This window comes from Pleomorphomonas sp. PLEO, assembly GCF_041320595.1.
Classification (GTDB): domain Bacteria; phylum Pseudomonadota; class Alphaproteobacteria; order Rhizobiales; family Pleomorphomonadaceae; genus Pleomorphomonas.
The window spans coordinates 2796911-2816869 of record NZ_CP166625.1 but is presented as its reverse complement, the minus strand read 5'-3'; the positions used below and the strand labels follow the sequence as shown (position 1 = coordinate 2816869).

Annotated in this window: 19 protein-coding genes and 2 pseudogenes; 9 read left to right on the top strand and 12 right to left on the bottom strand. The window is 63.0% G+C overall.

What is annotated here, in order from left to right:
* Position 1 precedes the first annotated feature (1 nt).
* The 10 genes and pseudogenes from AB6N07_RS13085 to AB6N07_RS13040 all read right to left on the bottom strand — a co-directional run bounded on the left by AB6N07_RS13085 (position 2) and on the right by AB6N07_RS13040 (position 10157).
* The gene (locus tag AB6N07_RS13085; protein ID WP_370673532.1) at positions 2-625 is read right to left on the bottom strand and encodes a regulatory protein RecX; all 624 of its coding nucleotides are present in this window, start codon (positions 623-625) and stop codon (positions 2-4) included.
* Complete coding sequence (locus AB6N07_RS13080; protein ID WP_370673531.1) at positions 622-1398, bottom strand: RlmE family RNA methyltransferase; 777 nt, start codon at positions 1396-1398, stop codon at positions 622-624. The genes AB6N07_RS13085 and AB6N07_RS13080 overlap by 4 nt, the downstream gene beginning before the upstream one ends.
* Positions 1391-2779: a Ppx/GppA phosphatase family protein gene (locus AB6N07_RS13075; protein WP_370673530.1), complete on the bottom strand. Its 1389-nt coding sequence runs from the start codon at positions 2777-2779 to the stop codon at positions 1391-1393. Before AB6N07_RS13075 ends, AB6N07_RS13080 begins: the two co-directional genes overlap by 8 nt.
* Positions 2780-3172: 393 nt before the next feature.
* Positions 3173-4285, bottom strand: coding sequence for a branched-chain amino acid ABC transporter substrate-binding protein (locus AB6N07_RS13070; RefSeq protein WP_370673529.1), 1113 nt, complete (start codon positions 4283-4285; stop codon positions 3173-3175).
* 138 nt (positions 4286-4423) lie between these two features.
* The gene (locus AB6N07_RS13065; RefSeq protein WP_370673528.1) at positions 4424-5542 is read right to left on the bottom strand and encodes a branched-chain amino acid ABC transporter substrate-binding protein; all 1119 of its coding nucleotides are present in this window, start codon (positions 5540-5542) and stop codon (positions 4424-4426) included.
* A 165-nt stretch (positions 5543-5707) separates the two neighbouring features.
* Positions 5708-6055: a DUF6867 family protein gene (locus tag AB6N07_RS13060; RefSeq protein ID WP_370673527.1), complete on the bottom strand. Its 348-nt coding sequence runs from the start codon at positions 6053-6055 to the stop codon at positions 5708-5710.
* A gap of 164 nt (positions 6056-6219) precedes the next feature.
* Positions 6220-6957 carry an ABC transporter ATP-binding protein gene (locus tag AB6N07_RS13055; RefSeq protein WP_370673526.1) on the bottom strand — a complete coding sequence of 246 codons (738 nt, stop codon included), beginning with the start codon at positions 6955-6957 and terminating at the stop codon, positions 6220-6222.
* Between the two features lie 26 nt (positions 6958-6983).
* Positions 6984-7838, bottom strand: a pseudogene (locus tag AB6N07_RS13050) (ABC transporter ATP-binding protein); the annotation flags it as partial.
* A 1-nt stretch (position 7839) separates the two neighbouring features.
* On the bottom strand, positions 7840-9234 hold the full coding sequence (gene livM, locus AB6N07_RS13045) for a high-affinity branched-chain amino acid ABC transporter permease LivM (RefSeq protein ID WP_370673525.1): 1395 nt from the start codon (positions 9232-9234) through the stop codon (positions 7840-7842).
* 2 nt (positions 9235-9236) lie between these two features.
* A complete protein-coding gene (locus AB6N07_RS13040) occupies positions 9237-10157 on the bottom strand; it encodes a branched-chain amino acid ABC transporter permease (protein ID WP_370673524.1) in 921 nt (306 codons plus the stop codon).
* 371 nt (positions 10158-10528) lie between these two features.
* On the opposite strand from AB6N07_RS13040, the gene AB6N07_RS13035 reads away from it, so the two are divergent.
* The 3 genes from AB6N07_RS13035 (at position 10529) to AB6N07_RS13025 (ending at position 13353) form a co-directional block, all read left to right on the top strand.
* Positions 10529-11089 (top strand): flavin reductase, encoded by a 561-nt coding sequence (locus AB6N07_RS13035; RefSeq protein WP_370673523.1) that lies wholly within the window; start codon positions 10529-10531, stop codon positions 11087-11089.
* A gap of 84 nt (positions 11090-11173) precedes the next feature.
* Entirely contained in the window at positions 11174-12499 is a 1326-nt protein-coding gene (gene purB / locus AB6N07_RS13030; RefSeq protein ID WP_370673522.1) for an adenylosuccinate lyase, read from the top strand.
* Between the two features lie 293 nt (positions 12500-12792).
* A complete protein-coding gene (locus tag AB6N07_RS13025) occupies positions 12793-13353 on the top strand; it encodes an RBBP9/YdeN family alpha/beta hydrolase (RefSeq protein ID WP_370673521.1) in 561 nt (186 codons plus the stop codon).
* A gap of 19 nt (positions 13354-13372) precedes the next feature.
* Here the strand turns inward: AB6N07_RS13025 and AB6N07_RS13020 are convergent, their stop codons facing one another.
* Both AB6N07_RS13020 and AB6N07_RS13015 read right to left on the bottom strand, forming a co-directional pair.
* Positions 13373-14149 carry an HpcH/HpaI aldolase/citrate lyase family protein gene (locus AB6N07_RS13020; RefSeq protein ID WP_370673520.1) on the bottom strand — a complete coding sequence of 259 codons (777 nt, stop codon included), beginning with the start codon at positions 14147-14149 and terminating at the stop codon, positions 13373-13375.
* Between the two features lie 16 nt (positions 14150-14165).
* Positions 14166-14549: a DUF1476 domain-containing protein gene (locus AB6N07_RS13015; protein ID WP_370673519.1), complete on the bottom strand. Its 384-nt coding sequence runs from the start codon at positions 14547-14549 to the stop codon at positions 14166-14168.
* 349 nt (positions 14550-14898) lie between these two features.
* Here AB6N07_RS13015 and purC point away from each other — a divergent pair, with 349 nt between their 5' ends.
* From purC to purL, 6 genes and pseudogenes are all read left to right on the top strand, one after another.
* Entirely contained in the window at positions 14899-15696 is a 798-nt protein-coding gene (gene purC / locus AB6N07_RS13010; protein ID WP_370673518.1) for a phosphoribosylaminoimidazolesuccinocarboxamide synthase, read from the top strand.
* A gap of 115 nt (positions 15697-15811) precedes the next feature.
* The gene (gene purS / locus AB6N07_RS13005; protein ID WP_370673517.1) at positions 15812-16054 is read left to right on the top strand and encodes a phosphoribosylformylglycinamidine synthase subunit PurS; all 243 of its coding nucleotides are present in this window, start codon (positions 15812-15814) and stop codon (positions 16052-16054) included.
* 34 nt (positions 16055-16088) lie between these two features.
* Positions 16089-16181, top strand: a pseudogene (locus tag AB6N07_RS13000) (phosphoribosylformylglycinamidine synthase-associated small membrane protein); the annotation flags it as partial.
* Between the two features lie 20 nt (positions 16182-16201).
* On the top strand, positions 16202-16873 hold the full coding sequence (gene purQ / locus AB6N07_RS12995; RefSeq protein WP_370673516.1) for a phosphoribosylformylglycinamidine synthase subunit PurQ: 672 nt from the start codon (positions 16202-16204) through the stop codon (positions 16871-16873).
* A 191-nt stretch (positions 16874-17064) separates the two neighbouring features.
* Positions 17065-17628 (top strand): BLUF domain-containing protein, encoded by a 564-nt coding sequence (locus tag AB6N07_RS12990; protein ID WP_370673515.1) that lies wholly within the window; start codon positions 17065-17067, stop codon positions 17626-17628.
* A gap of 126 nt (positions 17629-17754) precedes the next feature.
* Positions 17755-19959: a phosphoribosylformylglycinamidine synthase subunit PurL gene (gene purL, locus AB6N07_RS12985; RefSeq protein ID WP_370673514.1), complete on the top strand. Its 2205-nt coding sequence runs from the start codon at positions 17755-17757 to the stop codon at positions 19957-19959.

The window sequence follows — 19959 nt, the reverse complement described above, 5'->3', positions numbered from 1 at the left end:
CTCAGACCAGGCCGAGCTTTTCCTCGGCCTCCTCATGCGACAGTAGCACGACGGCGCGCGCCAGCTGAGTGGCAAAACCCTGCCGCGCCAGCGTAGCGATCTCACGATTGAGGCCGTCGCGATCCGGCCGCTCCCCCCGCCGCCATGGACCGATCCGCCGACGCCGGCAAAAGCGCAGCGCCGCCACCGTCTCATCCGTGCCCTCTTGGTCGATGGCTGTCCGCGCCAGTTCGCCATCGACACCCTTCGCCCGCAGACCAAGGGCGATCTTGAGCCGCGAAGTGCCTTTCCGACGCGCCGAGGCGACGCGCGACGCCGCGAATCCCGCGTCGTCGAGAAGGCCCAGCTCGCGGAATTCGGATGTCAGTTCGGCAACGAGATCGGCGGCACGGGTCTCGCCCAGCGCCACATAGCCCGCGGTCTCCCAGCGGCGAAGCTTCTGCTCCATCAGCTCGGCGAAATGCGCCTCCGAGGCGGAATAGCGCTGGAGATAGGCAAAGCCCGAGCGGCGCAGCTTCTCGCGCAGTTTCTTCGGGTCGGTGGGCGCCGTCTGGACGGGCTCATCCGGCGCGTCGGGTATCCTGTCCCAGCCGTTGGTGCCGCTGCCGGAACGAGCCCCCCTCACGGCTGGTCGTCCTCGGCTACCTCCGACTCGACCGAAGACCGCCCCTTGAAGCCCTTGGCGACAACGTACATCTCGACGCTCTCCTGGCGCGAGGACGGCGGCTTGAAGTGGAAGACCTGAGCGAAATTCTGCTTGAGCGACGCCAGAAGTTCATTTTCGGTGCCGCCACGGAACACCTTGGCGACGAAGGCGCCGCCGGGCCGAAGCACGTCGACGGCGAAGGCGATCGCCACCTCGCAAAGATAGGTGGTCCTGAGATGGTCAGTCTTGTGATGGCCGGTGGTCGGCGCGGCCATGTCGGACACCACGACATCCGGCGCGTGGCCGCCGAGCGCTGCCATCAGCGCGGCCGGCGCGTCTTCGTCGAGAAAGTCCTTCTGCAGCAGCGCCACACCGGACACGCCGTCCATTTCCAGATAGTCGATGCCGACCACCAGCGGGTTCGCGGATGTCGACCCGGTCTTCTTGGCCGCCACCTGACACCAGCCGCCCGGCGCGGCGCCAAGATCGACCACCCGGTTTCCCGGCTTCAAGAGGTGAAATTTTTCGTCGATCTCGATCAGCTTGAAGGCGGCGCGTGAACGCCAGCCCTCCTTGCGCGCCTTGACCACATAGGGATCGTTGAGCTGACGCTGCAGCCAGCGCACCGACGACGCGGTGCGGCCGCGAGCCGTCTTCACCTTCACCTTGAGTCCGGTGTCGGCCCTGCCCTTGCCTTTGGACTTGTCCGGGCCGGCCGGCTTGTCTCCACCGGATTTTCCCTTGTCAGACATGCGCTTCCGTCCTTGCGGGCTGCGCCCGGCGGCGCCAGACGCCGTCGCGGGCCATGAGTTCGACCAGAATGCCCTCGCGCAGGCCGCGATCGGCGACACGTAGGCGCTGGCAGGGCCATTTACTGCGAATGGCTTCGAGAATGGCACAACCGGCCAGGACGAGATCGGCACGATCCGAACCGATGCACGGATTGGCGACCCGCTGCTCGTAACCCATGTCGATCAGGCGGTCGATCATCTGATCTACCTCGGTGCCGTCGAGCCAGACGCCATCGACGCGGCGGCGGTCATAGCGCTTGAGTCCGAGATGAATGCCGGCGAGCGTCGTCACCGTGCCGGAGGTGCCCAGCATGTGGGCGCCGCCGGAAGCAACGAGCTCCGCCGCCCCCTCCATACCATCGAATCCCTCGAGAAGACCGCTGACCTCCTCGACCATGTCGCGATAGATCTCCGGCGTCACTATGTGGCCGCCATGCCGTTCGCTGAGCGTGACGACGCCGACCGGCAGTGATGTCCAGCTCTTGATGAAGCGAGTAAGCGCAAAGCCGCGCGCTTCGCCGCGCCGCCTGAGGTCGAGCCAGACCAACTCCGACGAGCCACCGCCGATATCGAACAGCAAAACGCCTTCGGAACGCGGATCTATCAGCGTGGCGCAACCCGCCACGGCAAGGCGTGCCTCGGTTTCGCGGCTGACGATCTCCAGGCTGAGGCCGGTTTCGCGGCGCACCCGTTCGAGAAACAGCGGACCGTTTTCCGCCAACCGGCAGGCTTCGGTGGCGATCAGCCGCATCCGGCGCACCTTGAGGTCGGCGAGCTTGCCACGGCAGATGGCAAGCGCGTCGACAGCGCGATCCATCGCCGCCTCGGACAGGCGGCCGGTGCGACCGATACCTTCGCCGAGCCTTACGATTCGAGAGTAGGCGTCAATGACGCGGAAGCCGCGATCCTGCGGCTCGGCCACCAGAAGACGGCAGTTGTTGGTGCCAAGATCAAGCGCTGCGTAGAGTGGACCAGTTACCGGTGCGCCACGGCGGCCGCCTTCGCGTCCGTGCGGAGCATGGCCGTGAGGGTGGCTGCCGGCGCCAGCGGCGGGCCTTGCCTCGCCGCTTTCCGCGTGACGATCGCCGCCCTTGCGACGCTCGCCCTCGCGACCACGTCCCTCTTCCGGCCGGCCATCTTCACGACCGGGCTTGCGCACGCCACGCAGGGCACCCTTGGCCGGGCCGCGCCGCCGCCTGCGCCGGGAGCCTTCTTCGCGCGGCTTGGCGGCCGGCGCATCTGCCTTGTCGGATGTGGAAACAGGAGGCGAATCGCCACGAGCCGTCTGCGGAGTACCCCCCCGCTCCGGCTGCTTGTCGCCTGATGTCGGCGCATGTCCCACCGAGGCCCTGTCGCCTGCCGCGCCCGAACCGGACCGGCGTTTGCGGCGGCGTCTTGCCGCCCGCTTCGACAGGGCATCGGACGCTCCGTCCGTCGCCGTATTCGCGGCGGGGTCGGCGCGTCCTCTCGTGGTATCTGCGCGGTCGCTTAGATCGCCCGCGTCACCCACTGAGATCACTCCGGCGCACCGCGATCCAGGGGCCTGTCCGCCTTTTCAGGTGAACTGACCTTTCATCCGCAACCGTTCCTTTCAGGACCGGCACGGGGGCTCGAGCGGCACGCATACTCGTTTGTCGTCGGATCGACAGTACCAGTTGCCGCTGGCAAAGGCTAGTGGAGGCCATGCATGGCCGCCGACCGAAAGGCGCGGATGGACGCGGCAAGCGAGCCTTTGTCAGGGCAATGGCGCGAAGGAATCTCCCCGCCAGACCTGCGGCGCATAAGTCGCCTCGCGCCAGTCCCCCTTGTCGTCGAATGTAACCTTGCCGAGGACGGTGCCGACACCGCTCTTGCGCAGAAAGGCCGCCTCTCCGGCAAGATCGTCGGTCTTGGCGAGAGCCGCGATCACCGCTTCGGTGGCGGCATAGGCGGTAAAGATCGTATCGGTCGGCATCAGCTGCCGTTCCTCGAGCGACAGGATGAGGTTCACCGCCTCAGGTCGCGATTTGTCGACGAAGGGCAGGAAGAAGACCGTGCCCTCGGCGGCGTCGCCCGCCGACGCCTTGAATTCGGCGAGCGCCAACGCCTCATTGCCGATTAGAGCGGCGGTAAGGCCGCGCCCCCTCATCTCGCTGGCGATCACCGCGGCGTCGGCCTGCAGCGCGCCCACCACCACCGCCGAGACGGCGGCGTCCTGTATCTTGCCGATCAGATTGTTCTGGCTCTTCTCGCCCGGCGTAAAGCTTTCGGTCATCGCGACGGCGCCGCCACCGTCGGCGAACAGCTTGGCCGCTTGCTCGACAAGTCCCTGGCCGTAGACGCTGCCATCATGGACAAAGGCGACACGCTTGCCTTTGAATTGCTTACCGAGATAGTCGGCGATCGCCTGCCCTTCTCGGTCGGAGCGAATGGCCAGACGGAATACACCGGCGCCGATCTTCTCGTCGGTGAGCCGCGGATTGGTGGCGGCCGTCGACAGAAACAGCACGCCCCCGTCAGCGTAGGCGCGCGCGGCCGGCAACGCCGCCGCCGTGCAGGCATGGCCGATCACCGCCTTGGCGCCCTTGCCGATCAACTGGTTCGCCACCGCGCCACCGGTCTCGGCCTCGCATTTATCGTCGACGGAAACTGTCCGGATTTTCTCGCCATTGATGCCGCCACGCGCATTGGCCGCCGCCACGGCGATCTCGACGCCGGCTTTGATATCGCGCCCAACGTCGGCAAAGCTGCCCCCCATTGGACCGGCAAGACCGATCACCACATCGGCCCGCGCGGGAGACAGGGCCCCGGCGACCAAAGCCGCGCCCAGAAGACAAGCCCGACAGATGCCGCTCCAGATGCCTACCATGACCAAACGTCGCCTCTGCCATCCATCCCGTCTTGAGCAGCAATAGCAGCTTGGTCACCAAAACGAAACGCCGCCAGATCACTCCGGCGGCGTCCGATAAAGAGGCGTATCCCGGCCGCCGTGGCGGCCGGAAGCGGCTTACTTCAGCATCTTGTAGGTGATCTTGCCGTCGTCGGCCTTGTACCACTGGTACACGGTGTAGTCGGCGTCCTTGCGGTCACCCTTCGCGTCATAGGAGAGGTCGCCGATGACGGTCGGGATCTTGTCGCCCTTGTGGACATTGTCGGCCACCGCCTGCGGATCGACCGAAGCGGCCGCCTTGGCGCCAGCGGCAATGATCTGCACGGCGGCGTAGCTGTAGAGCGTATAGGCCTCGGGCTCAAAACCGGCGGCGCGGAACTTTTTCACCGCTTCCGTGGCGGCCGGATTCTCACGCGGATCGGGGCCGAAGGTCATCAGCGTGCCCTCGACGGCCGGACCGCCGATGGCGGCGAACTCGTCGGAGGCGATGCCGTCACCCGACATCATCGTCGCCTTGAGGCCGGCTTCAGCCGACTGACGGGCGATCAGACCGCCCTCGGTGTGCAGGCCGCCCCAGTAGATGACCTCGACGCCGGCTTCCTTCATCTTGGAGATGAGGGCCGAGAAGTCCTTGTCACCAACGTTGATGCCTTCATAGAGGGCTTCGGTGACGCCAGCGGCGTTGAGCGCCTTCTTGGTCTCGTCGGCGAGACCCTGGCCGTAGGTGGTCTTGTCGTGCAGCACGGCCACCTTCTTGCCGGCCAGCTTCTCGGCGATGTACTTGCCGGCGACGGCGCCCTGCTGGTCGTCACGACCGCAGACGCGGAAGGTGTTCCACAGGCCGCGCTCGGTGTACTTGGGATTGGTCGAAGCCGGCGTCACTTCCAAAATGCCGTTCTCGGCGTAGACTTCCGAGGCCGGGATCGACACCGACGAGTTGAAGTGGCCGACCACGAACTTGACGCCGTCACCGACGAACTTGTTGGCGACCGAAACGCCCTGCTTGGGGTCCGACACGTCGTCGCCAAGCTCGATCACCACCTTCTCGCCGTTGATGCCACCGGCGGCATTGATGTCGGCGGCAGCCTGCTCCGCACCCTTCTGGAGCTGGGCACCGAAAGCGGCGTTCGGGCCGGTCAGCGGACCGGCAACGCCGATGATGACGTCGGCCGAGGCGGCACCGGCAAAGGCGAGGCCAGCGGCGAACACGACGCCGGACAGGAGGAACTTCTTCATTTTGTGGTCTCCCATTTTTCTTTCACTGGAAGTCTGGTGGGTTCAAGCCCGAACCCCTGGGTCTCAAAGTGGCGGCCGGTGGAGAAAACCCCTGCTCCCAGACCGGTCACCACCCGGAACGTCTCACCCGAGCCGGGACCCCGGCCGCGGCGATGCCGTTTCGTCTCAACCGCGCCCCTTCCACGAGAAGGGACCGGTGATCTCGTATAGCCAGTAATACTGCGTAGCCATTTGTCGGGCGCGCGTAAACTGGAATCCGGCGAAGGCGATGGCTTCGAGAACGATCGCATCGACGAGGTAATAATGCGGCGACAACAGTGTGCCGCTGAAGATCGAGAAATGGATGAAGCGGATGCCGACGCTGAGGATTGCGACGTAGATCGCCATGACGACGCGCGGCCGCCAAGTCTTGGCGCAGGCGCGGCCGGTCATCCAGGCGCCGAGTCCCCCCAACATCACCGTCACGAAGAGGAAGACAAGGATCGAGGCTTCTTCGTAGAGGATGCCCTGCATTGGTTCAGCTCCTTGGAGTTTGTCAGGGAAACGTGCGAACCGGCTTTCCCGAGGAGACAAACTCAATCAATCCTAGTGTGGAGCGAATTTGACATTCGAATTCCGGCAGACATCGGGCTCGGATCAAACGCCAAATTCAAAGCTCCTTTGGAAACGATGGATGACTAGTGGGCGCCCCCCTCGAGATACGCGGCGCGCACCTCGGGGTTATCCAGCAGTTCGCGGCCGGAACCGCTCATGGTGATGACGCCATTGACCATCACGTAGCCGCGATGGGCAAGTTTCAGCGCATGGAAGGCGTTCTGCTCGACCAGGAACACCGTAAGCCCGTCGCGCCGATTGAGCTCGCGGATGGCATCGAAGATCTGCTTGACGATCAGCGGCGCCAGACCGAGCGACGGCTCGTCCAGCATCAACAGCTTCGGGCGAGCCATCAGCGCGCGGGCGATGGCCAGCATCTGCTGCTCGCCGCCCGACAACGTGCCGCCACGCTGGTTGAGGCGCTCCTTGAGGCGCGGGAACAGATCGAACATGTATTGGATGTCGGTGTCGAAGAACTCCATGTTGTCAATCGACGCGCCCATCTGCAAGTTCTCGAGCACGGTCATGCGCGCGAAAATGCGCCGCCCTTCGGGCGACTGGGCGATCCGGAGGCGGGCAATCTCATGGGTCGGCAGACGAGTGATGTCATGCCCGTCGTAGTGGATCTCCCCCGCCCGCGCCCTGGGATTGCCGCAGATGGTCATCATCAGCGTCGACTTACCGGCACCGTTGGCGCCGATCAGTGTGACGATCTCGCCCTGATTCACGTCGACATCGACGCCCTTCAGCGCAATGATATTGCCGTAGTATGTCTTGACGCCCCTGACGGTCAGAAGGGGCTTGGTTTCCGCGGCGCTCATGCCTTGCCCTCTTCGCTTCCGGTCATCTCGTCGAGCTGCTGCTCGATCTCTTCCACTTCCTCATCGTCGACGCCGAGATAAGCAGCGATGACGCGCGGATCGTTCCGCGTCTCGGTGGGAGTCCCGTCTGCGATCTTGGTGCCGTATTCGAGCACGACGACGTGGTCGGAAATGCCCATAACCACGGACATGTCATGCTCGATGAGCAGGATCGAAGTCCCGTCGTCCTTGCGGATCGACAGCAGCAGCGCATTGAGTTCGGCCGACTCGCGCGGGTTGAGGCCCGCCGCCGGCTCGTCGAGACAAAGAAGGTCGGGTCCGGTGCACATGGCGCGGGCGATCTCCAGCCGACGCTGGGCGCCGTAAGGCAGATCGCCGGCCGGATCGTCGGCGCGTGAGATGAGGCCGATCTTGTCGAGCCAGTAACGAGCCCGCTCGATCGCCTCGCGCTCCTTGGTCTTGTAGCCACCGATGCCGAGCACGCCGAGGAAGGTCATGCCCGAGGCGATCATCAGCGGGTTGTGCTGGGCGACCAGCAGGTTTTCCAGCAGCGTCATGCCCGAGAACAGGCGGATGTTCTGGAAGGTACGCGCCACCTTGGCTTTGCGGGCCACCACGAAGTCGGGCATCCGCTCCAGCAGATGCACCGAACCGTCCCTTGGCCGCATCGACATCATGCCGGTGGTCGGCTTGTAGAAGCCGGTGATGCAGTTGAACACCGTCGTCTTGCCGGCTCCATTGGGGCCAATCAGCGCCGTGATGTCACCCCGGCCGACGGAGAAGCTAAGATCGTTCACCGCCACGAGACCGCCGAACCGCATGGTCAGATGCTCGACGGTGAGGACAGGCTCGCTGTCCCAGTTCCTGAGTGAGGTCGTCATATCAGCCGTGGCCTTCCTTCACGAGATCGCCGGACACCGTCTTCCGTTTGAACAGGAAGGCAGTGGGCTGGCGGGCCGAGACGAAGCCACGAGGCTTCCACACCATGATCCCCACCATGGCGAGGCCGAATATCAACATACGGTACTGGTCGGGATTGAAATCGTTGCCGAATACCGCCTTCAGGAAATCGAGTTCGCGAAGCAGTTCGGTGCCGCCGATCATTGCGACCGCCGCCAGCGCAACGCCGATCATCGACCCCATGCCGCCCAACACCACGATGGCGACAATCACTGCCGATTCCATGAAGATGAAGGACTCAGGGGAGACGAAACCCTGGCGAGCGGCGAAGAACGAGCCGGCGAAGCCCCCGAACATGGCGCCGATGGCAAAGGCCGTCAGCTTGGTGTTGGTGGTGTTGATGCCGAGCGAGCGACAAGCCACCTCATCCTCACGCAGCGCCTCCCAGGCACGGCCGATCGGTAACCGGCGAAGCCGCAAGGTGATGAAGGCGGTGAGCAAGGCCAGCATCAGGATCAGATAGTAGAGGAACACCTTATAATAGGCCGAGGACGCAGCGAGGTGGAACACCTTGGCGAAATTGTTGGGGGCACTGACATCGAACGAATAGATGCCGAACATCGTCACCTTGGGGATTGACGAGATACCCGCCGAACCGCCGGAGAAATCCTTCCAGTTGATCAGCACCAGACGGATGATCTCTCCGAAGGCCAGCGTGACGATGGCCAGATAGTCGCCCCGGAGCCGGAGCACCGGAAAACCGAGGATGATGCCCCAGAAGGCGGCCAGCATGCCGGCAACCGGCAACAGCACCCAGAAGCTCAGGTGGAAGTTGATGGCGAGCAGCGCATAGGAATAGGCGCCGACCGCATAGAAGGCGACATAGCCGAGGTCGAGCAGACCGGCGAGGCCGATCACGATGTTGAGGCCCCAGCCCAGCATCACGTAGATCAAGATCTGGACGCCGTAGTTATCGACCCACTTGATCGAGCCTTGCACGCCGAACAGCCAAATAATCAGGACTGGATAGACGAACAGGAAGATCAGCCCGACGACCGACAGACCATGGGTGAGCTTTGCCCGTGCCTCGAGTTCGGCCAGCGTTGCCGCCGCCTTGGAGCGGTTGCCGCGAGCGGCAATCCGCGGATAGACGAAGGCCGAGAGCAAGAAGCGGCCAACACCGACGATGGCCGACAGAATGGCGGCGAGACCGAGGTGGTTCTGCAGGATCAACTCGTTGGCCATGTTCTGGTCGGTCTTGAGACCGACCAGTGGCCCGAGCAGGGCAAAGGCGATGATGGCGGTGATCACGCCGTCCTTGATGGCGCGGCCGAAATCGTTGCCCGCCTTGTCGCTAGACTTCACAGCTGAATTCATGATCAGACCTTCTCGACTTCCGGACGCCCGAGCAGGCCCTGCGGCATGAAGATCAGCACGATGACCAGGATGGAGAAGGCGGCGACGTTCTGATAGTCGGCCGACACATACTGCCCCCACAGCGTCTCGATGAGGCCGATCAGGAGCCCACCGAGAACCGCGCCCGGCAGCGATCCGATACCACCGAGAACGGCGGCCGTGAACGCCTTGACGCCCGGCGTGAAGCCGTCTGAGAACACCACGACGCCGTAGTACATCAGGAACAGCGTGCCGGCGACGGCGGCCAGCGCCGCGCCGATGACGAAGGTGAGCGAGATGGTGCGATCGACGTTGACACCGAGCAGCGACGCCATCTTGCGATCCTGCTCACAGGCGCGCTGCGCCCGGCCAAGCGCCGTCTTCTGCACAATGTACCAGAAAGCCGCCAGCAACAGCGCCGTGACCACCCAGATGATGATCTGCTTCAGCGAGATGTTGACCGGATAGCCGTTGGCGCCCTGCCAAAGCGTATAAAAGTCGCGGGTGACCGGCGGGATCGGCTTGTTGCGCGGTCCTTGGGCGACCTGGATGAAATTGGACAGCACGATCGACATGCCGATGGCCGAGATCAGCGGTGCCAGACGGAAGGACCCCCTGAGCGGCGCATAGGCTATTCGCTCGATCGCCCAGACAAGCAATCCGGTAAGCACCATCGAAGCGACCATCACCAGGATCAGCGCCAAGGTCATCGATGCGATGCCAAACCACGAGGTCAGCACCAGAAGAAAGATGAGCGCGAAAAAGGCAGACACCATGAACACGTCGCCATGAGCGAAATTCACCATGCCGATGATGCCGAACACCATGGTGTAACCAATGGCAATCAGACCGTACAGCGATCCAATCGTGATCCCATTGATCACCTGCTGGACGAAAACTTCCATGAAATTGAGACCCCCTGCAGTCGCCCTTTGGCAGCAATTCGTGGCTGCTTCATTTGTGGGCGTTATGGATTCCATTAACAGGATCGATCGATCAACACAACCGAGCCCCCATCACTCCACGCAGAACACTCCTCACCAAGAAAAACACGGCAATTTTCGCCAAATCCCCAACGAAACCACCGTGAAGATCGCTACTTTTAGCGATTTCCGCGTAATCTCCGAAAAGGTTCGATCAAAGTACCAACCGAGCCCGACAGGGGCCATGCAAGAAGTTTGCCGGTTTCACCGCCACCGCAATATTGGGGTCCGCCCACCGCTGCGTTCATGATAAGTCTAGCGAGATCAATGGATTCGATTTGCGAGAGATAACAATGGCCATCGACAGCGCAACTGATCGCAACCGTGCGGAGCAGTCCAGCGCTACCCCCGCCATGCCGCCGGCCACCAGCGAGGCGTTTCGCGACGCCATTGCCCGCCTTCCATCCGGCGTCAGCATTGTGACCACCGCAGGTCCGGCAGGAAAGGCCGGCTTTACGGCCACCGCCGTCGCCTCGGTGTCCGACGATCCGCCGACCGTGCTCGTTTGCCTCAATCGCAAAAGCCCACAAAACAAACTCATGCAGGAAAATGCCCAGTTCTCGATCAGTCTGCTACCTAAAGATGCAGTGACTCTGGCCAACATTTTTGCCGGCCGAACAGGCTTGCATTTGGAAGATCGGTTCCAACACGGCGAATGGACGACGCTTTCCACCGGCGCACCGGTGCTGAGCGAAGCAATCATGGCGCTCGACTGCCGCCTGCTCTCTCTGCATGATGTTGGCTCGCACACCGTCTACTTCGGAACGGTCGTTGCCACCATGACCAAGCCGCGCGACCCGGATGGCGCCAAGGAAGTGCTCATCTATCACGACCGCCACTACGGCGAGGCGTAAGGCAGCTGATTGTCCTCGGCGGTTGAGCCTTCCCGTCCTTCCTGCTAAACCGCGCGCCATCTCCCCTCAAGAGAAGGCCGAGCCATGATCCCGCGCTATGCCCGCCCCGAGATGACCGCCATCTGGAGCCAGGAAACCAAATTCCGCATCTGGTTCGAGATCGAGGCGCACGCGACCGATGCGCTCGCCGCCCTCGGCGTGGTACCCAAGGAAGCCGCCAAGACCATCTGGGAGAAGGGCGGCGCGGCGAAATTCGACGTCGATCGCATCGATGAGATCGAGCGTGTCACCAAGCATGACGTCATCGCCTTTCTGACCCACCTTGCCGAATTCGTCGGCCCCGACAGCCGGTTCGTGCATCAGGGCCTCACCTCGTCGGATGTGCTCGACACCTGCTTCAACATCCAGCTGAAGCGAGCCGCCGACCTGTTGATCGCCGACGTCGATGCCCTGCTCGCCGCACTGAAGCGCCGGGCCAAGGAGCACAAGCGCACCGTCTGCGTCGGCCGCAGCCACGGTATCCACGCCGAACCGGTCACCTTCGGCCTGAAGATGGCCGAAGCCTACGCCGAATTCGACCGGAGCCGCGCCAGGCTCGTCGCCGCCCGCGAAGAGATCTCCACCTGCGCCATTTCAGGCGCCGTCGGCACCTTCGCCAACATCGATCCGCGCGTCGAGATCCACGTCGCCGAAGCCCTCGGCCTACGATCCGAACCGGTGTCGACCCAGGTCATTCCGCGCGATCGGCATGCTATGTTCTTTGCCACGCTCGGCGTCGTCGCTTCGTCGGTCGAGCGCCTTGCTATCGAGATCCGCCACCTGCAGCGCACTGAGGTGCTGGAGGTCGAGGAATTCTTCTCGCCCGGCCAGAAGGGCTCGTCGGCGATGCCGCACAAGCGCAATCCGGTACTGACGGAAAACCTTACCGGCCTTGCTCGCATTGTCCGTGCCGCCGTAACCCCGGCCCTCGAGAACGTCGCCCTCTGGCACGAGCGCGACATCTCGCACTCCTCGGTGGAGCGCTACATCGGCCCGGACGCCACCATCACCCTCGACTTCGCCCTCGCCCGCCTGACCGGCGTCGTCGACAAGCTGTTGGTCTACCCCGAACGCATGATCGCCAACATGGACCGGCTCGGCGGCCTCGTGCACTCGCAACGCATTCTCCTGGCGCTGACCCAGGCCGGCGTCTCGCGTGAGGATGCCTATCGTCTCGTCCAGCGCAACGCCATGAAGGTTTGGGAAAGCTACCATCACGGCGGCAGCTCGAACGTCGACTTCCTCACCGAGCTCCTGAACGACACCGAGGTCCGCGCCGCCCTTTCCGAGGAGCAGATCCGCGACAAGTTCGACCTCGACTATCACTTGAAGCACATCGATACGATCTTCGGCCGCGTGTTCGGCGAGTAAGGAGCAGAGCGCGGCGCTCCTCCTGAATCAGAACTTGAAGATGGCCAGACGGGCACCCCTGTCTGGCCGTTTTCGTTTACCGGCGAGAGAACGGAAGGTAGATGAATCAATGTCTCAAAGCGCCGCGCCGACATCGTAAGTCTCGCCGTCAAACCATTGATTCGACTCGCGACTAAAACCTGATTCTCCAGGTGAACGGAAGCTCAGGGCGAGCTGTAAAAACCCATCCGACGATCTATGGCAGCGAAACGGCTTGCCTTGCATTCCACCCCAAAGGCATTCAAGGTTGCAGCATGAAGACCTCAGAATGCGACATCCTCATTGTTCCCGGCTGGAATAATTCCGGCCCGGATCACTGGCAGACCCGATGGGAAAAGCGCCTCCCCACGGCGCGCCGCGTCGCCCAACGTGACTGGGACCACCCTGAGCGCGATGCATGGGTGTCGGCGCTCGGCATCGCCGTCGGCAAGGCGAGCCGTCCGGTCGTGCTGGTCGCCCACTCGCTCGGCGTCGCCACGGTGATTCACGCCGCGCCCTACGTGGGACGAAAGGTGGCCGCGGCCTTTCTGGTCGGCCTGCCCGACGTCGATCGACTCGACACCCCGGAGATCGCCAGCTTCGCCGGCCTCTCCACCGACCCCCTGCCCTTCCCGTCGATGTTGATTGCCAGCCGCGACGACCCCTTTTGCACCTTTGAGCGGGCAGACGAATTCGCCGCCGCCTGGGGCTCGGACTTCGTCGACGCCGGCTTTGCCGGCCATATCAACGGCGAAACCGGCTATGGTCCTTGGCCGGAGGGCCTGACGCGCTTTGCGACACTGCTGAAGCGGGCCAGCGCGCCAGCGGCGCCCTGACTGGCCCGCCTCCGCTCAATCAGCCATCGCTCTCCACCTCGGCGATCGCCGCCTTTGTGGCGCTGGCGATCAGATCCATATCGGTCGACAAGGTCGCGAACGTGAATCCCAATCCGAGATAGCGACGTACCAGCGCCGCGTTGGCTCCGAATGCGCCACAGACCTTGCCAGCCGCCTTCGTCTGCCGCGCCACCCGTTCCATGGCGGCAATCGTGTCCGATCGGTCGAGTCCAGGCTCGCCGTCGGGCGACAACGCGATGGAGAGATCGTAAGGGCCGACGAACACGCCATCGATGCCCGGAACCGCCAGAATGGCATCGAGATTGGCGAGCGCCGAGCGCGTCTCGATCATGACGATGGCAAGCGTCGAACCGTTGGCGGAGGTACGGTAGGCGTCGGCCGAAAGGCCGGACAGCTGAACGGCGCGGGCCGGTCCATAAGACCTCAGTCCATGAGGGGGATATTTCATCAAGGACGCAAAGGCGCGCGCGTCATCCGCCGTTTCAATCATCGGCGCCACCGCCATCTCGGCGCCCCAATCGAGCAGACGCGAGGCCGACTGGTATTCGCCAACTGGAATGCGGGCGAGCGCATAACCTCCAGCGGCGCGAATGGCGCTGAGCATGGCCGGCGCCGTACCCATGTCGATCACGCCGTGCTGAAGGTCGATCAACACCGCCTCGAAGCCGGCGCGCACCATGGTCTCGGTGGCGAGCGGATCGGGCAGGCAAGCCCAGCCGACGCGGAGTGGACGAGCGGCGGCAAGCGCGGCACGCAAAGACGGATGTTCCATCATCTCCCTTTCGGACGTGTCAGGCTTCGGTCCTGACCTCGAGTTCGGCGCGCGCCATCAGATCGAGAAGCGTCGCCCGTATCTCGTCGTCCGTAACGGGGATGCCGGCGCCGGCTAGGTCAGCCGCCAGCTTGGCGGAGACATCGCGACCGCCGACCCGCTTGAGATCCGCAAGGACGACGGAGCGAGCATAATCGGCCGCCTCCTGATCGCCCATACCCAATTTGCCCGCCGCCCACAGACCGACAAGTTTGTTGCGACGCGCCGTGGCACGGAACTTCAGTTCCTCGTCGCGGGCGAACCTGATCTCAAAGGCTTTCTCGCGATTGTCGAAGACTGCGATTGTGCCGTCATGGCCACTTTCGCCTGACAACGGTAGGCTTCGGCTCCATGTCGTGGACATCCGAACCTCCTTTCTCTGAAGGCAAAAGCGAAAACACTCTCTTCAATTTCAATATATGCTTTCACAGCCTCGTGATCAACTTGGACAGAAGTCGGTAAAGAACATTTAGAGTTAAGGCATGACCACTACGCGAAATTGCAGCACGACGGGATTGTTATCCGGAACCCGATCAGATAGTGTGCCTCAAGGCGAGGGAGCGGGCGGACGTCAGTTCGCCCGCTTTCTGTGCTTAGAATGTGTCCACGTTGGCCAGAGGTTCGCACCCCAGTCATAGTGTTGACGCATCCTGAACTCCCGCCGAGGCGACAAGCGGGCAAATTTAGTGATTCGGACGCGGAGCCCCGGCCTCATGGATTTCATCAACAGACCACGGTATATCCCCATGAACCGCCGCCGGCGTATCTACGAAGGTAAGGCCAAGATCCTGTACGAAGGTCCTGAGCCGGGTACATTGATTCAGCACTTCAAGGATGACGCCACGGCGTTCAATGCCAAGAAGCACGAGATCATCGACGGCAAGGGTGTTCTGAACAACCGGATTTCGGAATTTCTCTTCACCCATCTCAACAACATGGGCATCCCTACCCATTTCATCCGTCGGCTCAACATGCGCGAGCAGCTGATCCGCGAGGTGGAGATCATTCCGCTCGAGGTGATGGTCCGCAACGTGGCCGCCGGCTCGATCGCCACGCGACTGGGTATCGAAGAGGGCACTCAGCTGCCACGCTCGATCATCGAGTTCTATTTCAAGAGCGATGAGCTCAAGGACCCGATGGTCTCAGAAGAGCACATCACAGCCTTCGGCTGGGCCTCGCCGCAGGAAATCGATGACATCATGGCGTTGGCCATCCGCGTCAACGACTTCCTGGCCGGCTTGTTCCTCGGCGTCGGCATCCGCCTTGTCGACTTCAAGATGGAATGCGGCCGCCTTTGGGAAGGCGACATGATGCGCATCGTCGTCGCCGACGAGATCAGCCCCGACAGCTGCCGCCTGTGGGACATCGCCACCGGCGACCGCCTCGACAAGGACCGTTTCCGCAAGGATATGGGTGGCCTCGTCGAAAGCTACACGGAAGTTGCTCGTCGCCTCGGCATCCTCAATGAATCCGAACAGACGCGCCCTTCGGGCCCGACATTGGTGAAATAACAGCCGGCGCGGCGCAAAGCAGGGCCGTCATTGGCCAGGACGCCGCGAAAACCGACTTGTGAATCTGAGAACGCCGGGTTATTCCCCCGGCGTTCTTCATTTTCGGGATACGGCCATGAAAGTGCGCGTCACCATCACCCTCAAGGCGGGCGTTCTCGACCCGCAGGGCAAGGCGATCGAGGGCGCGCTGCGCGGCCTCGGATTTGCCGGCATCGACGGCGCCCGCCAGGGCAAGATCATCGACCTCGCGTTGGCCGAAACCGACCCGGACAAGGCCCGGGCTACGGTCGCCGACATGTGCGAGAAGCTGCTCGCCAACACCGTCATCGAAAACTACGACATCGCCATTCTTAGCTGAGGCGCGCAGGGCCGAAGGCTCCGACGATACGCGCCGGATCATTGCCTTCATGCGGATCAAGGCGGCGATCTTCATCGGTATTCCGGTCGTTGCCACCGCCCTTGCCGTTCAGTTCCTGACGCCCTGACCCTTCGAGGAGAAAACGATATGCGCTCGGCCGTCGTCCTCTTTCCCGGCTCCAACCGTGACCACGATATGGTCAAGGCCCTGCATTCGGTGACCGGCGTCCGGCCGACCGTCGTCTGGCACCAGGACGCGACGCTGCCCGACGTCGACCTGATCGTCCTGCCCGGCGGCTTCTCTTACGGCGACTACCTGCGCTGTGGTGCCATCGCGGCCCGTTCGCCAGCCATGCTCGACGTGGCAAAGAAAGCGAAAGCGGGCGTTCGGGTTCTGGGCGTCTGCAACGGCTTTCAGATCCTGACCGAAGCCGGCCTGCTGCCCGGCGCGCTGATGCGCAATGCTCACCTTCGCTTCGTCTGCAAGGAAGTGAAGCTTGAGGTGACCAACAACGACACCGATTTCACCCGCGCCTACGCCAAGGGCCAGATCGTTCGTTGCCCGGTGGCTCACCATGACGGCAACTACTTCGCCGATCCTGAAACGCTAGCGCGCCTTGAGGGCGAGGGCCGCGTTGCCTTCCGCTACGCCGAGGGCACCAATCCCAACGGCTCGATCAACGACATCGCCGGCATTCTCAATGAAACAGGCAACGTGCTAGGCATGATGCCGCATCCGGAAAACCTGATCGAAGCCCTGCACGGCGGCCTTGACGGACGCGGTCTGTTTGAGAGTGTCGTCACTTCCGTCGCCGCCTGAGTGAATTGGCGCACTGCCGGTTGCGCCTGTGTGCCATTGGCAATTGTGGCGAGCTGATTAACTCCTGTTTACCTTAAAAATTAGATAGCTTGCCGTTTTTACGGCTTCGCCAGCTTCGGTAACCATTTGTCTGTCACGTGAGGGCATAACCTTTGCGTTGATTGGATCAACAGTGGCCGGAGCGTTTTGGCATGTTGTCTCGCCTGGTGTTTTACGGTCGCACCAATGTGAAGATTGGTGAATCCGCAGGGATGATTAAAAGCATCCTGGCGGCTGCGAGTGAATACAGTCCCGCCCAGGGGCTGACCGGCGGCCTGGTCTTCAATGAGAAATTCGTCATGGAGGTCATCGAGGGCGCGCGCGAGCAGGTCTCGAAGCGGCTGCGACTACTGTTTGAGGACCCGCGCATTGAGGACCTGACCGTCCTCTCCATAAACACGATCGACAAGCGCGTATTCGAGGGCTGGGCGGTGGGCTACGCTGGGCGAACCATCGACGCCGAGAGGCTTTATCTGAAATACAGCGCAACGGTCGACATCAATCCGACAATCATGTCGGCGGCCGCGGTCCTTGATTTCATTCGGGAGTTCTGTGCCCTCGACACGCTCTATGTGCAGCGCACCGGTCTCGCCGAGCAGCGTATCCCCGCCCACCCAACTCAGCCCTCCTCTTCGTCACGCCCATCGTCACTCAGGCAGGATCCTCCCGTCGAGACAATCAAAGTGGTTGCCAACAAGCCGCTGACTAACGCCTGACGGCACCGACACTGTTCGACGGAAAATCCCATAAGCCTCACTTTTTTGCAGCCGCTTTCTTGCGGTTTTGCGCCAGTCGTTCTATCCCCTGCCCAACCGTCGGCCAGGTCTCCAAGGGGATTGCCCGTGTTCCAGAACGACATCGACATTACGCCCGACCTCATCGCTCGCCACGGGCTCAAGCCCGACGAATACGCGCGCATCCTCCATCTGATCGGGCGCAAGCCGACACTGACCGAACTTGGCATCTTCTCGGCGATGTGGAACGAGCACTGCTCGTACAAATCGTCCAAGAAGTGGCTGAAGACGCTGCCGACCAAGGGCGACAAGGTGCTGATCGGCCCAGGCGAAAACGCCGGCGTCATCGATATCGGCGATGGCGACGTTGCCATCTTCAAGATGGAGAGCCACAACCACCCGTCCTATATCGAGCCTTATCAAGGCGCGACGACTGGCGTTGGCGGCATCCTGCGCGACGTGTTCACCATGGGCGCCCGGCCGATCGCCGCCCTGAACTCGTTGTCCTTCGGCGAGCCGAACCATCCCAAGACCCGCCATCTGGTGGCTGGCGTCGTTGCTGGCGTCGGCGGCTATGGCAACTCCTTCGGCGTGCCGACGGTCGGCGGCGAGGTGCGCTTTCACGCTCGCTACAATGGCAACTGTCTCGTCAACGCCTTCGCCCTGGGCATCGCCAAGCGCGACGGCATCTTCCTGTCGGAAGCCAAAGGCGTAGGCCTGCCCGTCGTCTACCTCGGGGCCAAGACCGGCCGCGACGGTGTCGGTGGTGCCACCATGGCCTCGGCCGAATTCGATGACACCATCGAGGAGAAGCGCCCAACCGTGCAGGTTGGTGACCCCTTCACCGAGAAGCGTCTTCTGGAAGCCTGCCTGGAGCTGATGAAAACCGGCGCCGTCGTCGCCATCCAGGACATGGGCGCCGCCGGCCTTACCTGCTCGGCCGTCGAAATGGGCGCCAAGGGCAACCTCGGCATCCGCCTCGATCTTGATCGCGTGCCGCAGCGCGAAGAGGACATGACGCCCTACGAGATGATGCTCTCCGAAAGCCAGGAGCGCATGCTGATGGTGCTTGAGCCTTCCAAGGAGAAGGAAGCCGAGGCCGTCTTCCGCAAGTGGGAGCTCGATTTTGCCGTTTGCGGCGAGACCACCGACGATCTGCGCTTCCGCATCATCTGGCAGGGCAAGGAAGTTGCCGATCTGCCGATCAAGGAGCTGGGCGACGAGGCGCCGGAATACGACCGTCCCTGGGTCGAACCCAAGAAGGCGGCCCCGCTAGCCACCGACGCCGTTCCGGCGGTCAACGACGTGGGCACCGCGCTCATCAGGCTGATGGCCGCGCCGGACCAGGCGTCGCGCGCCTGGGTCTACGAACAGTATGACTGCCTCGTGCAGGGCAATTCGGCTCAAATTCCCGGTGGCGACGCCGGTGTCGTCCGTATCGAAGGCACCGGCAAGGCGCTCGCCATGTCGGCCGACGTGACGCCGCGCTACTGCGACGCCGATCCCTTCGAAGGCGGCAAGCAGGCCGTCGCCGAGAGCTGGCGCAACGTCACCGCCGTCGGCGGCGACCCGATCGCGCTCACCGACAATCTCAACTTCGGCAACCCCGAAAAGCCCGAGGCCATGGGCCAGTTCGTGCGGGCCCTGCAGGGTATCGCTGAAGCCTGTCGGGCGCTGAACTTCCCGATCGTCTCTGGCAACGTCTCGCTCTATAACGAGACCAACGGCGAAGGCATCCTGCCCTCGCCCACCATCGTCGGCGTCGGCCTGCTGCCGGACGTGACGAAAATGGCCACCATCGCCTTCAAGGCCGATGGCGACGAGGTCATTCTTATCGGCGGTCACGGCAGCCATCTCGGCCAGTCGGTCTATCTGCGCGACCTTCATGGCCGTGAGGAAGGAACGCCGCCGCCGGTCGACCTTGCACTTGAGAAGAAGAACGGCGACTTCGTGCGCGGTCTCATCGTCTCCAGCCGCGTTTCCACCTGTCATGACCTCTCCGACGGTGGTCTCGGCGTGGCACTCGCCGAAATGGCGATGGCCGGCCGGCGCGGTATCCGCGTCGAGCTTGGCTCTCTCACCCCGCATGTGGCAGTATTCGCCGAGGATCAGGCACGTTACCTGATCGCCGTGAAACCAGGCGAAGGCGCCGCCATTCTGACCGACGCTGCCAAGGCCGGTGTCAGCGCCGAGCGAATCGGCACGGTTGGTGGCGATGCCGTCGACTTCGGAGCCGCGGGCAAGGCGTCGGTCGCCGATCTCAAGGCGGCTTATGACGGCTGGTTCCCGGCCTTCATGGGTGGCAAAGCGTAA

Coding starts and splice junctions, on each gene's coding strand:
- purS (WP_370673517.1), top strand. CDS start 15,812: ATGAAAGTGCGCGTCACCATCACCCTCAAGGCGGGCGTTCTCGACCCG.
- AB6N07_RS13035 (WP_370673523.1), top strand. CDS start 10,529: ATGGCCATCGACAGCGCAACTGATCGCAACCGTGCGGAGCAGTCCAGC.
- livM (WP_370673525.1), bottom strand. CDS start 9,234: ATGAATTCAGCTGTGAAGTCTAGCGACAAGGCGGGCAACGATTTCGGC.
- purC (WP_370673518.1), top strand. CDS start 14,899: ATGGATTTCATCAACAGACCACGGTATATCCCCATGAACCGCCGCCGG.
- AB6N07_RS13020 (WP_370673520.1), bottom strand. CDS start 14,149: ATGATGGAACATCCGTCTTTGCGTGCCGCGCTTGCCGCCGCTCGTCCA.
- AB6N07_RS13060 (WP_370673527.1), bottom strand. CDS start 6,055: ATGCAGGGCATCCTCTACGAAGAAGCCTCGATCCTTGTCTTCCTCTTC.
- AB6N07_RS13055 (WP_370673526.1), bottom strand. CDS start 6,957: ATGAGCGCCGCGGAAACCAAGCCCCTTCTGACCGTCAGGGGCGTCAAG.
- AB6N07_RS12990 (WP_370673515.1), top strand. CDS start 17,065: ATGTTGTCTCGCCTGGTGTTTTACGGTCGCACCAATGTGAAGATTGGT.
- AB6N07_RS13040 (WP_370673524.1), bottom strand. CDS start 10,157: ATGGAAGTTTTCGTCCAGCAGGTGATCAATGGGATCACGATTGGATCG.
- AB6N07_RS13080 (WP_370673531.1), bottom strand. CDS start 1,398: ATGTCTGACAAGGGAAAATCCGGTGGAGACAAGCCGGCCGGCCCGGAC.
- AB6N07_RS13065 (WP_370673528.1), bottom strand. CDS start 5,542: ATGAAGAAGTTCCTCCTGTCCGGCGTCGTGTTCGCCGCTGGCCTCGCC.
- purQ (WP_370673516.1), top strand. CDS start 16,202: ATGCGCTCGGCCGTCGTCCTCTTTCCCGGCTCCAACCGTGACCACGAT.
- purB (WP_370673522.1), top strand. CDS start 11,174: ATGATCCCGCGCTATGCCCGCCCCGAGATGACCGCCATCTGGAGCCAG.
- AB6N07_RS13015 (WP_370673519.1), bottom strand. CDS start 14,549: ATGTCCACGACATGGAGCCGAAGCCTACCGTTGTCAGGCGAAAGTGGC.
- AB6N07_RS13025 (WP_370673521.1), top strand. CDS start 12,793: ATGAAGACCTCAGAATGCGACATCCTCATTGTTCCCGGCTGGAATAAT.
- AB6N07_RS13070 (WP_370673529.1), bottom strand. CDS start 4,285: ATGGTAGGCATCTGGAGCGGCATCTGTCGGGCTTGTCTTCTGGGCGCG.